The organism is Herbiconiux liukaitaii (genome assembly GCF_041927495.1).
GTDB lineage: Bacteria > Actinomycetota > Actinomycetes > Actinomycetales > Microbacteriaceae > Herbiconiux > Herbiconiux liukaitaii.
On sequence record NZ_JBHFHG010000004.1, the window covers coordinates 522,801 to 537,951 of the forward strand.

The window sequence follows — 15,151 nt, forward strand, 5'->3', positions numbered from 1 at the left end:
TCGGGAAAACTGCGACCGCTCCGACCAGCATCCTCACCACGAGCAGGCAGGCCCACGATCGCTCCCTCTGACCCACTCGCACGTGCCCCGATCCTGCGCCGTGGTCAGCGCGGGATCAGTGTGCCGCCTCGACCCCGGAGCACGTGATGAGCAATCGCTACCCGGGCGCGAACGCCATACGCGGCCCGCCCGATCCGGTCAGTAGTGCAGCGGATCATCCTCCGCGACCAACCGCAGCCACGTGAACCCGTAGCCCTCGAGCTCCACCCGAGCGCGCCCCTTCTCGTCGAGCGGCACCTGCTCGCCGCCCAGCATGCGATCGAGTCGCCATCCGCCCCCCGTCGCATCCAGAGTCAGCGGCACGTCCACCGGATCGGCGCTGAAGTTGTGCAGCACCACGACCGTGCGGCCGTCCCAGCGCAGCGAGTGCACGAAGACGGCGGGGTCCTCCGAGGGCAGCACCTCGAACTCGCCCCACCCGAACTCGGGCGCATTGCGGTAGTGCTGCACGAGCATGCGCACGAAGGAATACAACGAATCCGGATCGCGTCGCTGCTGCGTGACGTTGACGTGCGCCGGTCCGTAGCCGCCCTCCACCAAGGCGTTCCGCAGCCGGGAGGGCGGTGCGGTGGAGAAGCCGCCCGACGGTCCGTCGTTCCACTGCATGGGTGTGCGCACGGCCATCCGCCCGTCGGCGTCGAGGTTCTCGCCCATGCCGATCTCCTCGCCGTAGAAGAGCACGGGAGTGCCCGGCATCGAGAACAGGAGGCTGTAGACCATCCGGATGCGCCGGGGGTCGCCCTCGAGCATCGGCGGCAGTCGGCGCACGAGACCGCGGTCGTAGATCTGCATGCGCTTCTCGGGGCCGAAGGCGGCGAACACCTCCTCGCGCTCGCTGTCGGTGAGCTTGTCGAGGGTGAGCTCGTCGTGGTTGCGCACGAAGTTGGCCCACTGCGAATCGGGGGATCCCTTCGGCCGCGACTGCAACGCCTCGATGAGCGGGCGGGCGTCGCGGCGCGCGAGCGAGAGGTAGAGGTTCTGCATCGCGATGAAGTCGAACTGCATGGTGAGCTCGTCGCCGTCCTCGCCGCCGAAGAACAGCTGCTGCTCGTCACGCGGGAGGTTGACCTCGCCGAGGAGCACGCCGTCGCCGCTCCGGCGCCCGAGGTAGCTGCGCAGCGACCGCAGGAAGCTGTGCGGATCCGGCAGCAGGTCGGTGCCGCCCACCACGCCGCTCGCGTCGATCAGGAACGGCACCGCGTCCACCCGGAACCCCGAGAGCCCCAGCTGCAGCCAGAACCCCATGATCTTCGCGATCTCGTCGCGCACCACCGGATTCGTGACGTTGAGGTCGGGCTGGTGCTTGTAGAAGACGTGCTGGTAGTACTGGCCGGTCTTCTCGTCGAGCTCCCAGTTGCTCGTCTCCTGGTCGGGGAAGACGACCTCGCCGTCGTCCTTGGGCTCGTCGCGCCAGACGTAGTAGTCGCGGTAGGGGTTGTCCCGGCTCTTCCTCGCCTGCTTGAACCACGGATGCTGGTCGGAGGTGTGGTTGATCACCAGGTCGGCGATCACCCGCATGCCGCGGTCCTGTGCGATGCGGATGACCTCCACGAGGTCGCCGAGGGAGCCGAGCCGACCGTCGACGCTGTAGAAGTCGGTGATGTCGTAGCCGTCGTCGCGGTCGGGCGTCGGGTAGAAGGGCATGAGCCAGAGGCACGTGACGCCCAGCTCGGCGAGGTAGTCGAGGCGGTGCGCGAGGCCGGCGAAGTCGCCCACGCCGTCGCCGTTCCAGTCGAGGTAGGTCTCCACGTCGAGGCAGTACACCACCGCCGTCTTCCACCACAGGTCGCTCGTATCGGTGACTCTCATGCCCCCAGTCTGTGCACAGTCCCGACTTATGCACAGGTCAGCCACCGCACCCCACAGCGCCGCCCCCGCCTGCCACACTCCCCCCATGACCGCCACCGCCCCCGCACCTACCGCCGCCGCACCTCCTACCGGTGCGACTCCCGCCCTCGCCGCTGCACCTGCCGCCGCGCGTACCGCCACTTCCGACGCCGCGTCTGCCGCGGGCGCTTCTATTGCCGCCGCGCCTCTTGCTGCTGCCACTCCTGCCCTCGCTGCGCCACCCGCCACCCCGGTCGCGCCCCACGCCATCGTCGCCAACACCCCCGATGGCACATGCCCCTGGGCCACGAGCAGCGCTGCGATGCGCGCATACCACGACGAGGAGTGGGGCATACCGCGCCGAGACGACCCCTACCTCTTCGAGATGCTCATCCTCGAGGGTGCGCAAGCGGGCCTCTCCTGGTCCACCATCCTGAGCCGCCGCGAAGGCTACCGTCGAGCCTTCAAGGGCTTCGACGTCGCGGCAGTAGCCACTATGACCGACGACGAGCTCACGGCCCTGATGGCCGACCCCGGCATCATCCGCAACCGCCTCAAGATCTTCGGAGCCCGTCGCAACGCCCTGGCCTTTCAGCAGGTGCAGGCCACCCACGGTTCCTTCGCGGCCTACCTCTGGGGCTGGGTCGGCGACGAGCCGATCGTCAACGGCCCGCGCACCTTCGGCGAGCTAGCCCCCACAACCCCCCTCTCCGACGAGATGAGCCGAGACCTCAAGAAACGCGGCTTCACCTTCATGGGCTCCACCATCACCTACGCCTACCTAGAGGCGGTCGGCGTAGTAAACGACCACATCCAAACCTGCCCGGCCCCCTCCACCCGGCCCACCCCACCCCGCGCCTGAGTACCCACTACTCCCCACCCCAACCCCACTGAGTACTTCCCCCTCCGCCCTAGGCCCACCACCCCCCACCTGATAAATTCTCGCGTTGATCGAGGCCCCTCGACCACCCCGCCCGGCCCCCGGAGACCCGCATGCGCGCACGCACCCTCGCAGCACTACTCACCACCGTCGCCCTAGCCCTCACAGGCACAGCAGCCTCCCCGGCGGCCCTCGCGTCACCCGCCGCCTCACGAGCCCTCCCAGGCCCCTCCGAAACACAGATGGTCAGCGTGTCCACCGCGGCCCCGGGAAAAGCGGGAGGTGGCAGTTCCGGCATTAGCCTCATAGGGCAAGCAGCAATATCAGGCAATGGCAGATTCGTCGTGTTCGGGTCTACTTCAAAGGACATCGGTCCTCGACAGATGGTCGCCCAGAGCGCGTACGTTCGCGATCTCGAAACGGGAGTTACGCGAAACATCGCCACACGGCCCGATGGTTCGATCGTCGACGGTTCCATTTATAGACCTGCGATTTCGGACGACGGCGGCGTGATCGCGTTTATCTCGGAAGCCCCCGACATCGTTCCAGGCGCATTGTTCAAAATAGACCAGGCGTACATCTGGGATCGGAGTTCCGACAGCTTTCGTGTGGCCAGTGTCTCGAACGACGCGGTGCCGCAGCTCGCGAACAGATCCGTCACCGACATCGATATTTCCGGCGACGGCACTGTCGTTGCATTTACCACGGAAGCAACAAACCTGGATCCGGCGGCGGCCGCGGGAGTCACTCAAGTATTCGCGCACGATTTCAGGACGGGCCGGACAACCCTCGTCAGCTCTAGTGATACCTCTCCCGGTGCTCCGTTGGGAGCCTACGATCCATCTGTGTCTCGCGATGGGAAGCGTATCGCCTTCGTATCACGCAGCGATCTCACGTCAACCCCTGCCCGGTCTGTACAGCAGGTCTACCTCCGCGACCTGACATCTAATCGGACTTCCCTGCTGTCCACGACACCAGGCCAGGATCGGGCCGGAAGCCACCCCTCGGAGCAACCCTCAATCTCCTCGGACGGAACCAAGGTGGCGTTCCATGGTCGAGCGGGCGAGTTGGTCGGAACAGCTCTCACGGAATCTCAGGTATTCCTTCGTGATCTCCAGGCGAATCGAACCAATCTGATCAGTGTCGCTTACGACACCGGACTGCCCCTCGGTTCGGCGGCCCGGTTCCCGGCAATCTCTGGAGATGGTCGCCACGTGACGTTCAGTACACAAGACCCCAGAGCAGCACCCGAGACTGCTCACCTTCCCGGCATTCTCAACCAGATATATTCTCGAGACCTCGAGAACTCGTCGACGACTCTCGTGAGCACACCCTCGAAGAGCGCGGACGGGGCAAACGATAACACGTACGAATCAGACGTGAGTTTCGATGGCTCGATCGCAACCTTCTCCTCGTCCGCGACGAATCTGACACCGGACGATACAAGTGGGCCGATGCGGCCACAGGTTTTCGTGAGAGCCCTTGATCGCGGGATCCGGATCGATCGAATCGGCGGCGAGAACCGCTACGACGTCTCAGCTGCGAACTCAGCCGATGCCTTTGCCCCGGGAGTTCCGGTGGCGGTCATAGCCTCCGGAACGGTCTATGCAGACGCCATGTCTGCTTCCCCAATGACTTCATGGACACGGGGGAGCAGTGCGGGTGGACCTGTGCTGCTTTCTTCGAGAGATGCCTTACCCGCAGCGGTGATCGCCGAACTCCAGCGGCTCAAGCCGGACAAGATTCTCATTGCCGGCGGGCCCGCCTCGGTGAGTATTGAGGTCGAGGCTCAACTGCGATCGTACTCGGGGAACGTCGAACGAATCTCAGGCGAGACCCGCTATGCGGTGTCGGCTGCGATAGCCCTCACTGCCGGACCTGATCGAGACGTGTATGTCGCCTCCGGGCAGACATTCGCCGACGCGCTGTCGGCGTCAGCCACGGCAGGCAGCAGGACGAGACCCGTGCTCCTCACACCTCGAGACTCGCTTCCCCAAGCGGTCGCGGATGCGATCACTACTCTGAAGCCGCCTCGCATTATCGTCATCGGCGGGCCCAGTACGGTGTCGGACGCTGTCGTCGACACCCTTCAGCAGATTGCCCCAACCGTGCGGGTGAGTGGGGCGGACCGCTACGAAGTGTCGGCCAAAGTCTCCGCGTCGAACTTCCCTGCGCGCACGCCCACGGTGTACGTGGCTTCGGGGGAGGTGTTTCCCGATGCGTTGTCGGGGTCGGCTGCTGCTATCAAGGCGGGGGCTCCTGTGCTGCTCGTGCAGAAGGACGGGGTGCCGGCGGCTATCGATGCTGAGCTCAAGCGGTTGAAGCCGGCTCGGATCGTGGTGCTCGGGGGGCCTGCGACAGTGTCGGAGGCGACGTTCGAGAAGCTGCGGGCTTACTTGACGTCGTGAAGTCGGGCGCATGTCCCGGGCCAAGAATAGGCTCGGGACATGACTGACACTGTTGCTTCTGCTGGGTCCGGGTTCGCTGTCGAGCAGGTGCGCAGGCTCGTGACCGAGCTCCCGGGGCCGAAGTCGCGCGAGATGCACGCGAGGCGACTCAAGACCGTCAGCAAGGGGGCCGGGACGCTCGCCGACATCTACATGGACCACGGCGCCGGCGCCATCCTGGTCGACGTCGACGGCAACCAGATCATCGACCTCGGGTGCGGAATCGGCGTCACCACGATCGGGCACGCCCATCCGGAGGTCGCCAAGGCGGCGGCCGAGCAGGCCGGCAAGCTCACCCACACGCTCTTCACCGTCACCCCCTACGAGCACTACCTCAAGGTGTGCGAGAAGCTCGCCGAGATCACGCCCGGCGACTTCGAGAAGCGCAGCATCCTCGTGAACTCAGGCGCCGAAGCGGTCGAGAACGCCGTCAAGATCGCGCGCAAGTTCACGGGGCGCCGCGTCATCGCCACCCTCGACCACGCGTTCCACGGTCGCACCAACCTCACCATGGCCATGACCTACCGCCCCTGGCCCGAACGCGCCGGCATGGGCCCTATGCCCGGCGACATCTACAGCGTGCCGATCAGCTACCCCTTCCGCGACCCCGACGGCATGACCGGTGAAGAGGCCGCCGAGCGAACCATCGACTACATCGTCACCCACATCGGCGCCACCGAGCTCGCCGCCCTCTTCGTCGAGCCGATCCAGGGCGACGGCGGCATCGTCATCCCCGCGCCGGGCTACTTCAAGCGCCTCAGCGAGTTCTGCACCGAGAACGGCATCGTCTTCGTGGCCGACGAGATCCAGGCCGGCATCGCCCGCACGGGAGCGTGGTACTCCATCGAGCACCACGGAGTCGTGCCCGACCTCATCACGAGCGCGAAGGGGATCGCGGGCGGCTTCCCGCTCGCGGCCGTCACGGGCCGGGCCGAGATCATGGACGCCGTGCAGCCCGGCGGCATCGGCGGCACCTTCGGTGGCAACCCCGTGTCGACCGCAGCGGCGCTCGCCGTGTTCGACCTCATCGAGCGCGACGACCTCCTCGGCGAGGCCCAGCGCGTCGAGCGCGCCTTCTTCGCACGCATCGGCGACTGGGCCGAGCGCTTCCCGATCGTGGGCGAGGTGCGCGGCAAGGGCGCGATGTTCGGCGTCGAGCTCGTGCTGCCCGGCACCAAGAAGCCGAACCCGGATGCGCTCAAGGCCGTCATCCAGCACGCGGCGGCGAACGGCGTGATCGTGCTGGACGCGGGCAGCTGGGACAGCGTGCTCCGATTCCTCCCGAGCGTCGTCATCTCCGAGGCCCTCATCGACGACGCGGCCACCGTGATCGAGCAGAAGCTCACAGAACTCTCGGCCTGACCGCGGCCCGTCGGCTCACCGCCTCGCGGTCGCGCCGCTTCAAGTTCAGAACCGCACTCCGAGTCCGGTGAAGCGTCGGACGGCGCGACGACTGCGTTTCTGAAGCGTCAGGCCGGACTTCGGCACTCATGGCGCGGATCGGACCGCAATGGGCCTCGGTCATCGGTAGGGGTGGCGTTGTCCCCGCCGCATCAACACCAGCACACGCGCAGCCGCAGCGGCGTGCCCCGGCTAGCGGCGCTGGTGTGTGGGTGTGCCCCCAGCTAGCGGCGCCGGGGCGGCGGCGTCAGGGCGCCGTTGTGGGGGTCGGCGCGGGCACCGGGTCGGCGGTCGGCTCCGGCTCGGGCGCAGGCGCCTGCGTGGGTGCCGGCGCCGGCACCGCAGGCACGACAGGGTCGGGCACGGTCGGCAGCGTCGGCGCAGTCTCATCAGACGAACCAGAACCAGAACCAGAACCAGAGCCCGATCCCGATCCCGAGTCGCCGAAGCGCGTCGATGACCCGTCCACCAGATCCTCAGAAGGCTCAGCGAACTCACCGCCCCCGAGCACCTCGTCGTTCGCCGTCATGACCGTCCGCCACATCCGATGCCGCACCGACGATCCAGTCCAGTCGTTGGGGTAGACATCCGTCATCGACACGTTGCCGGTGGCGTTTCCCACCCACACCACGGTGGCTGCGGTCGTCGAGGCGCCGGCCATCCAGGTGTCCTTCTCGTTGTCGGTGGTGCCGGTCTTGCCGATGTGCGTGATGCCGTCGTCCGGATCGGAGGCCGTCGCCGTGCCGCTCTCGATCGGCCCGAGCATGGCGTACGCCACGGTGTTCGCCACGGCCGGGTCCAGGCCCTGCGTGCAGTCGGCGGCCGGCGGCGTGATCTCTCCACCGGTCGGGTCGACGATCCGGTCGATCGCGATCGGCGCGCAGTACACACCGGAGGCCGCGATCGCAGCATACGAGGCCGCCATGGTGAGCGGTGCGATCTCGTTGGTGCCGAGCACGGCAGACGGCTCCGTGTTGAGCGGATCGCCATCCGCGCGGTGCACGCCGAGCGCCTCGGCGGTGTCCTTGATGGCGCACTGGTCGAGCTCCTGCGCCATCGCGATGAAGGCGTTGTTGACCGAGTTCGTGAGCGCGCTCTGCACCGACATGGTGCCGGGCCGCGAGCTGCCGTCGTTGGCCGGCTCCCACGTTCCGCCCATCGACGTGCACGAGTTGGTGAACTCCGCGAGATCCCACGTGGTCTCGTTGCCGCTCACCCGATCCGAGAGGGTGTGACCCTGCTTGAGCCACTCAGCCAGCGCGAACACCTTGTAGGTCGACCCCACCTGGAAGCCGGAGGATCCGCCGTAGTCGATATCGGTGTTGTAGTTCACCGCGGTGGCCCCAGGCGCTGCTGCGTCGGGATCGTCGTCGAACGTGGTGTTCTGGGCCATGGCGAGAATGCGTCCGGTGCCGGGTTCGACGGTCACGATCGTCGACCCGATCTCGATGTCCTCCATCGTGGCCGGGATGTACTCGCGCATGGTCTCGTCGGCGTTGGCCTGGAGATCCATGTTGAGCGTGGTGTAGATCTGGTAGCCGCCCTGCTTGAAGTTCGACCACCGCTGATCCGAGGTGTCGCCGAACGTGGGGTCGTTCTTCACGATCCAGGTCACGTAGTCGCAGAAGTACGCGGCTCCGGAGACGGCGGCCTGGCAGCCGGTGGTGCGCGGCGTGATGGCGGGGGTGACCGGAGTGGCCACGGCCTCGTCGAACTGCTGCTGCGTGATGGTCTTCTCGCGCAGCATCGACGCGAGCACGTCCTTGTCGCGACGGGCCTGGTTGCCCTCGATGTTCTCGGGTTCGTCGATCCGCAGACCGTTGGGCTCGTTCACCGTGGCCGCGAGGCTGGCGGCCTGTGCGAGCGACAGGTTCGCGGCACTCACGCCGTAGTAGTACTGGGCCGCGGCCTCGATGCCGTAGACCGAACCGCCGAAGTTGGCGATGTTGAGGTAGCCGAGCAGGATGTCGTCTTTCGAGTACTGCTTCTCGAGGGCGATGGCGAGGCGCATCTCGCTGAGCTTGCGGTCGACGGACTCCGTGGTGGCCGCCTCGTAGGCGGCGTCGCGCTCGGCGGCGGTGTCGAGCGACTCCGCCTGCTGCACGAGGATGTTGCGCACGTACTGCATCGTGATGGTCGACGCGCCGCTCTCCACGCCGCCCGAGGCCACGTTGCCGAGGGCTGCGCGCAGGGTCGACGCGACGTCGACACCCGCGTGCTCGTAGAAGCGCGGATCCTCGGTGGAGACCACCGCATCCTTCACGTACTGCGACACGCCCTCCCAGCCGACCTCCTGCCGGTTCTGGTCGAACACGGTGGCGAGCAGCACGGGTGACCCGTCGCTGTTCGTGGCGTAGATCTCCGAGGCCTGGGCGAGCGTGGTGGGGCGGATGTAGTCGGGCAGCGTGTCGAGCACGTCGACGGTGCGCGAGGCGTAGACACCGGTGATCGCCATGGCGGGCACGGCCATGAGGGTGACGAGCAGAGCGGATGCGAGGCTGAGGACCGCGATCATGCCGACGGGGCGCTTGGTGCCGTCGATGAGCCGCTGGAAGGCTGAGACGAGGCGGTGGGGACGTTCGGGCATATGCGCCAGCGTACGCGGGGTCGCTCGCAGAAAGCTGATAGGGTCTCGCGTCCGTGCTGAACGCGGTGGCCTGTGGACAACCTGCCCGGCCGCGTGCCTGGCGTTCGCCGCTGTGCTGAGTCGCATGCCGTGCCTAGGGTGAGGGCATGACGGACAGCATCGACCTCCTCGAAGACGGCTTCACCCGCATCCGCGACACCGTGCGGCGGGTGACGGATGGCCTCGGCCCCGAGACCCTCGGCGCACGGATCGATCCGGAGGCGAACACCATCGCCTGGCTCGTCTGGCACCTCACCCGCGTGCAGGACGATCACATCGCCGATGCGGCGGGCACCGAGCAGGTGTGGACGAGCGGCGGATGGGCCGATCGCTTCGGCCTCCCCTTCGCCGACAAGGCCACGGGATACGGCCAGTCACCGGCCGAGGTGGCGCAGGTGGCGGGGCCGGGCGTGACCGCGGAGTCGCTCGTCGGCTACCACGAGGCGGTCTTCGCCGCGACGACGGCGTACCTCCGGTCGATCTCGGAGGGCGAGCTCGAGCGCGTGGTCGACGAGGCGTGGGATCCGCCGGTCACGCTCGCGGTGCGTCTCGTGAGCATCATCTCGGACGACCTGCAGCACGCGGGGCAGGCATCCTTCGTGCGCGGAGTGGTCGAGCGCCTCTGACACAAGCATTGAGACAAAAGCTCCTTACGCGCGAGCACGTACGGCTCAGTCTTCGGGGGCGCGGGCGATCCAGCCGTCGAACGTGGTGGGCCGGACGACGAGGCCGCCCAGGCGCAGCTGCAGGCGAATCGCCTCGATCATCGCGGCGTCGACGACCTTCTGTCGCGTCGCCGGGATGCGCCAGGAGGAGGCGAAACGGATCACGATCCGGCGACGGCTGACGCCGGGGAAGAAGGTGCCAAAGAAGAGGGATCCGCCATGGAATCGCTGCCGCGAGGTGAGCACCACCATCCCGCCGCTGTAGCGCGACCGGTACCACCGGGCCCAGCGCATCCCGCAGATGTCGATCTCCCGGCCGAGCAGGCCGCCGCGCACGAGCATCGACCGGTCATCGCGCTTGCGGATACGGTGTGCGCCCATCGAGGTGCGGACCGCGATCACGAGGGCGATGGCCAGGCCGGCAATGAGCACGCGGACGTCGTGCTGCACCCAGGTGCCGAAGGCGGCGAGGGCCAGCACAGGGACGATCGTCCAGGCCAGCGGTGAGGTGAACCGGACGGTGTAGGGAGCGGGGGGTAAACGGGTAATCCATCGCGGCGGCCGCGTCGGGGTGCGATGGAAGTCGCGCTCTTTCTGCTGTCGGCGCTCGGCGTCGGTGCGCTCCTCGTCGTCGAGATTGCTAAAGGTATCCCAGGTCACGCCCCGAGTATAGCTGAGCAAAGATCAGCTATCGATGATCAGAACTCGAACCGCGCCGCGACCTCGTCGCCCAGGGCGTAGCGGATGCGCGCATTCATCTCGTCCGACATCGCGGGCAGCGCGTCGAGCGCGAACCACGCGGCCTCGGTGTTCTCGCCGTCGGCGGGGAACGGCTCGCCCGAGACGTAGCGGAAGTGGAACGTGACATCGATGTACTGCGAGCGGTCGCCGTTGGCGTAGACGATCTCGGGGATGGTGTGCACCCAGGCGAGGCGGGTGGGCACGGCCACCACGTCGGCCTCCTCGAGCACCTCGCGGGCGGCGGCCACGGCGGGCTCCTCGCCGGGGTCGATGATGCCCGTCACGGGGGTCCACGCTCCGTTGTCGGAGCGGCGCACGAGCAGCACGTCGCCGTTCTCGCGGGTGACCACCGCGGTGATGCCGCTCAGCCAGAGCGGCTCGTGGCCGATCTTCTCGCGCAGGGCCAGAACGAAGTCGGGAGTCGCCATGAGGAGATGCTATCTGCGTGCCGCGGGGCGCGGAGTCAGCTGAGCTGGTTCTTCTCCACCCACGCCAGGTACTCGGGGGTGACCGATCCGGTGACGTAGTCGCCCGTGAAGCAGCTCATCTCGAGGTCGTGCACATCCGGCGAGCCGAGGGTGATGGCGGCGCGCATGTCCTCCACCTCCTGGTAGATGAGGTGGTCGGCGCCGATGGCCGCCGCGATCTCGGGGATCTTGCGGTCGTGCGCCACGAGCTCGTGCCGCGACGGCATGTTGATGCCGTAGACGTGGGGGAACCGCACGGGGGGAGCGGCCGAGGCGAACGTGACCTTGTTCGCACCCGCCTGCCGCGCCATGTCGACGATCTCCTTCGAGGTCGTGCCGCGCACGATCGAGTCGTCGACGATGAGGATGTTCTTGCCCTTGAACTCCGACGACATCGCGTTGAGCTTCTGCCGCACCGACTTCTTGCGCGCCGCCTGGCCGGGCATGATGAACGTGCGCCCCACGTAGCGGTTCTTGTAGAACCCCTCGCGGTACTCCACACCGAGCTTCTGGGCGACCTGCATGGCCGCCGGTCGAGACGAATCCGGGATGGGCATGACCACGTCGATGTCGCCCATCGGCGTGTAGCGGGCCACGGTGTCGGCGAGGTAGTTGCCGAGCCGCAGGCGGGCCTCGTAGACCGAGATGCCCGAGAGCACCGAGTCGGGGCGGGCGAGGTAGACGTACTCGAACGAGCACGGGATGAGCCGCGCGTTCGGCGCGCACTGCTTGGCGATGAGCTCGCCGTCGAGGGTGATGAACACGGCCTCGCCGGGGGCGACGTCGCGCACCACGTCGTAGCCGAGGCTCTCCATCACGAGGGACTCGGAGGCCACCACGTACTCCATCTGCCCGCTCTCGAGCAGGCGGCCGCCGATGGTGAGCGGGCGGATGCCGTACGGGTCGCGGAAGGCGAGCAGCCCGTGGCCGGCGATCATGGCGATGGTGGCGTAGGAGCCCTCCACCCGCTCGTGCACACGCTCGACGGCGGTGAAGATCTGCTCGGGATCGAGCGAGAGGCCCGTGATCTGCGACTGCAGCTCGTTGGCGAAGATGTTGAGCAGCACCTCGGTGTCGGAGTTGGTGTTGAGGTGTCGACGATCGATGTTGTAGAGCTCGCTCGTGAGTTCGCGCGTGTTCGTGAGGTTGCCGTTGTGCACGAGGATGATGCCGTAGGGCGCGTTCACGTAGAACGGCTGCGCCTCCTGCTCGTGCGAGGCCGATCCCTGCGTGGCGTAGCGCACGTGCCCGAGTCCCATGGTGCCGAGCAGCGAGCGCATGTCACGCGTGCGGAACGCCTCGCGCACCTGGCCTTTGGCCTTCACGATGTGGAAGATGCTGCCTTCGGCGGTCGCGATGCCCGTCGAGTCCTGACCCCGGTGCTGCAGCAGCAGGAGGGAGTCGTAGACGAGCTGGTTGACGGGGTCTGACGAGACGATGCCCACGATGCCGCACATTGCAACGATTCTACCGGGCGTGGAGGGCGACCCCGTCGTTTCTGGGGGCGGATGTGTGCGGTGGGGTGGGGCGGATGCGCGGCGCGGTGGTGGGCGGGTGGATGCGTGGCGCGGTGGCGGTGGCGGTGGCGGTCGGCGGAGAGCGGATGCGCGGCGCGGGCTGCGGGTGGCCTGCCGGTGGCGGGTGGGTGAGGATGGGGGCATGACTCGGGGAGCGAAGGGTGTGGGCGTGCGGATGGGCTCGGGCGTGCGGATGCGTGGGCGACGTCGGGTGCGGATGGGTTCGGGCGTGCGGTTGGGTTCGGGCGTGCGGTTGGGCGCGGGCGTGCGGATGGCCGGGGCCGGTGGGGTGGCCGCTGTGGCGGTGCTGCTCGCCGGGTGCGTGGGCGGGGGTGCCGAGGGAGGCATCTCGACGTACGAGCAGCCGGATGCGTGCACGCTCGACGCCGCGCTCGTGACCGAGGTGATCGGCACGTCGGCGTATGTGGTGGCCGAGGGCGACGCATCCGCTCTGCCGATCGATGGGGCCGCCGAGCAGTCGAAGCAGGTGTACCTGTGCCGGGTTGAGGGGGCGGGGGAGGTGGCGATCGTGGTGGAGATCGGGGTCGCCTCGCCCGAGGTGGTCACGCAGCGGCAGCAGGCCATCGAGGCCTCCTCGCTCGTCTTCACGACGGACGCGGATGCCGGGTCGACGGATGCGCCGCCTGCGGACGGGTCGACGGGTACGGGGTCGACCGGCACGGGTGGGGTCGGGGCGCCGCCTCCGTCGTCGCCGGATGCCGTGCTGGCCGATTGGATCTGCGACGAGGTGGGGCTGACGGTCCGTGGCACGGCGGCCGAACCTCCCGCCCCGGAGTCGGTCGAGGCCCTCGTCACGGCCTTCGCGGCTCAGGCCGGCTGCTGGACCCGCCCCGCCCCGGCACCCGCCGGCTGAGCTCACCACCCGGTCGGCCGGTCTCTCCGCCTGTAGGGGGAGCGGCGTCAGCCCCTGGCCGGATGTTTATGCCGGGGTAAATGGCGAGGCTTGGAGCATGGACTTCACGCGCATCCCGAACTCGCCCCAGATCACGCGGAACCGGCGAGGCCGGCGCAGTCGCGCATCCGTCGCAGCGTCGGCGACCGCTCTCGTGGCCGTGCTCACGCTCACGGGTGCCGCGCTCACCGGGTGCTCGCCCGCCACGAACAGTGCCGTGAGCAGCTCGACCGCGCAGCCCGCCGCCGAGGCCGCCGCCCTGCCCGATTCGCCGCTCGGCACGCAGGCCGCCTGGCTGCTCGACGCCCTCAACGGTGACATCGAGGCCATCGACATCGACGCAGGCATCTCGGAGCGCTTCACGGCGCAGATGACCGAGGAGGTGAGCGTCTCGGTGCTCCGACAGGGGATCGAGCAGCTGCAGGAGCAGGGCCCGTGGCGGGTCGACGAGGTCGAGGATGCGGGCACGCAAGCGGTCATCACCCTGCGCCCCGCCGAAGGAGATGCGCTCGACATGCAGATCGTGGTCGACGCGGAGGGGCTCGTGTCGGGGCTGCTGTTCACGCCGTCGGCCGCCGACCGCGTGGCGGCGACGTCGTGGGAGGAGCTCGAGGAGGCCGTGGAGTCGTTCGCGGCCGACACCACGATGGTCGTCACGGAGGTCGACCCCGAGGCGGCGGACCTCGTGGGCGAGCGCCTGCTCGAGACCGGCGATCCCACCGCAGTCCACCCCTCCGGCTCCATGTTCAAGCTCTACGTGCTCGGAGCGGTCGCCGACGCGGTCGCGGCCGGCACCCTCACCTGGGAGACCCCGCTCACCATCACCGACGACATCAAGAGCCTCCCCTCCGGTGTGCTGCAGGACGAGCCCAGCGGCACCACCGTCACCTTGCGCGAGGCCGCGGGCAAGATGATCTCGATCAGCGACAACACGGCCACCGACCTCCTCATCGCCACGGTCGGACCGGAGGCTGTGGAGGCGGCGTTCGCCGACATGGGTCACCACAATCCTTCGCTCAACTCGCCCCTGATCACCACGCGCGGGCTGTTCCAGCTCGGCTGGGGGTCGCAGGGCGAGGGCGGTACCGCCGGTGCCGGTGCGGACTCCGAGGCCGGGGAGGCCGAGTCGCGCGCCGACATCCGCGAGCGCTGGAGCGAGGGTGACGAGGCCGAGCGCCAGGCCATCGTCGACGCGCTCCCCGGCGGAGCCGTGACCGTGGAGCCGACCGATCTGACCGACTCCGTGTGGCAGCTCGGGCTCGACTGGTTCACCTCCGCCGACGATCTCGTGGCCGCGCACGTCGCATTGCAGCAGAGGGCGGCGACGGATGCGGGTGCGCCGGTGGGGGAGATCCTGGCCGAGAACCCCGGGCTGGGGGCGATCGGCGAGGAGTGGTCGACGGTGGCGTTCAAGGGCGGGAGCTCGATCGGCGTGCTGGCCGGGTCGTGGTACCTCGAGCGCGAGTCGGACGGCAAGGCCTTCGTCATCTCCATCCAGGGCGAGACCCTCACTCCGACCGACCTCGCCGACACCTCCACCTTCTTCGGCCAGGTCGAAGACGCGGTAGCCCTCCTAGCCGCCGGCTGACGCCCCGGTCGGCCGGGCG

11 protein-coding genes are annotated in these 15,151 nt (G+C 68.2%); 6 read left to right on the plus strand and 5 right to left on the minus strand.

The features are described 5' to 3' along the window. Positions 1–198: 198 nt before the first annotated feature. Positions 199–1,869, minus strand: a complete 1,671-nt coding sequence (locus tag ACEXQC_RS10080) for an alpha-amylase family protein (RefSeq protein ID WP_374821199.1) — start codon at positions 1,867–1,869, stop codon at positions 199–201. A gap of 85 nt (positions 1,870–1,954) precedes the next feature. Between ACEXQC_RS10080 and ACEXQC_RS10085 the strand changes: the two genes are divergently transcribed. The 3 genes from ACEXQC_RS10085 (at position 1,955) to ACEXQC_RS10095 (ending at position 6,576) form a co-directional block, all read left to right on the plus strand. Further along, positions 1,955–2,749, plus strand: coding sequence for a DNA-3-methyladenine glycosylase I (locus ACEXQC_RS10085; RefSeq protein WP_374821202.1), 795 nt, complete (start codon positions 1,955–1,957; stop codon positions 2,747–2,749). Positions 2,750–2,880: 131 nt separating this feature from the next. Further along, a complete protein-coding gene (locus ACEXQC_RS10090; protein WP_374821205.1) occupies positions 2,881–5,175 on the plus strand; it encodes a cell wall-binding repeat-containing protein in 2,295 nt (764 codons plus the stop codon). Between the two features lie 39 nt (positions 5,176–5,214). Further along, positions 5,215–6,576: an aminotransferase class III-fold pyridoxal phosphate-dependent enzyme gene (locus ACEXQC_RS10095; RefSeq protein ID WP_374821208.1), complete on the plus strand. Its 1,362-nt coding sequence runs from the start codon at positions 5,215–5,217 to the stop codon at positions 6,574–6,576. Between the two features lie 286 nt (positions 6,577–6,862). On the opposite strand, the gene ACEXQC_RS10100 is transcribed toward ACEXQC_RS10095, so the two are convergent. Then, entirely contained in the window at positions 6,863–9,202 is a 2,340-nt protein-coding gene (locus ACEXQC_RS10100; RefSeq protein WP_374821211.1) for a transglycosylase domain-containing protein, read from the minus strand. Between the two features lie 146 nt (positions 9,203–9,348). Here ACEXQC_RS10100 and ACEXQC_RS10105 point away from each other — a divergent pair, with 146 nt between their 5' ends. Then, positions 9,349–9,867 (plus strand): mycothiol transferase, encoded by a 519-nt coding sequence (locus tag ACEXQC_RS10105; RefSeq protein WP_374821214.1) that lies wholly within the window; start codon positions 9,349–9,351, stop codon positions 9,865–9,867. 45 nt (positions 9,868–9,912) lie between these two features. Here the strand turns inward: ACEXQC_RS10105 and ACEXQC_RS10110 are convergent, their stop codons facing one another. From ACEXQC_RS10110 to purF, 3 genes are read right to left on the minus strand one after another with little or no spacing between them, the layout of a single operon-like run. After that, positions 9,913–10,566: a hypothetical protein gene (locus ACEXQC_RS10110; RefSeq protein ID WP_374821216.1), complete on the minus strand. Its 654-nt coding sequence runs from the start codon at positions 10,564–10,566 to the stop codon at positions 9,913–9,915. 38 nt (positions 10,567–10,604) lie between these two features. Then, complete coding sequence (locus ACEXQC_RS10115; protein WP_374821219.1) at positions 10,605–11,075, minus strand: NUDIX hydrolase; 471 nt, start codon at positions 11,073–11,075, stop codon at positions 10,605–10,607. A gap of 35 nt (positions 11,076–11,110) precedes the next feature. Beyond that, a complete protein-coding gene (purF, locus tag ACEXQC_RS10120; RefSeq protein WP_374821222.1) occupies positions 11,111–12,571 on the minus strand; it encodes an amidophosphoribosyltransferase in 1,461 nt (486 codons plus the stop codon). Between the two features lie 202 nt (positions 12,572–12,773). Between purF and ACEXQC_RS10125 the strand changes: the two genes are divergently transcribed. Together ACEXQC_RS10125 and ACEXQC_RS10130 are read left to right on the plus strand one after the other, a co-directional pair. Beyond that, complete coding sequence (locus ACEXQC_RS10125) at positions 12,774–13,505, plus strand: hypothetical protein (RefSeq protein WP_374821225.1); 732 nt, start codon at positions 12,774–12,776, stop codon at positions 13,503–13,505. A 97-nt stretch (positions 13,506–13,602) separates the two neighbouring features. Further along, entirely contained in the window at positions 13,603–15,132 is a 1,530-nt protein-coding gene (locus ACEXQC_RS10130; RefSeq protein WP_374821228.1) for a serine hydrolase, read from the plus strand. Positions 15,133–15,151 lie beyond the last annotated feature (19 nt).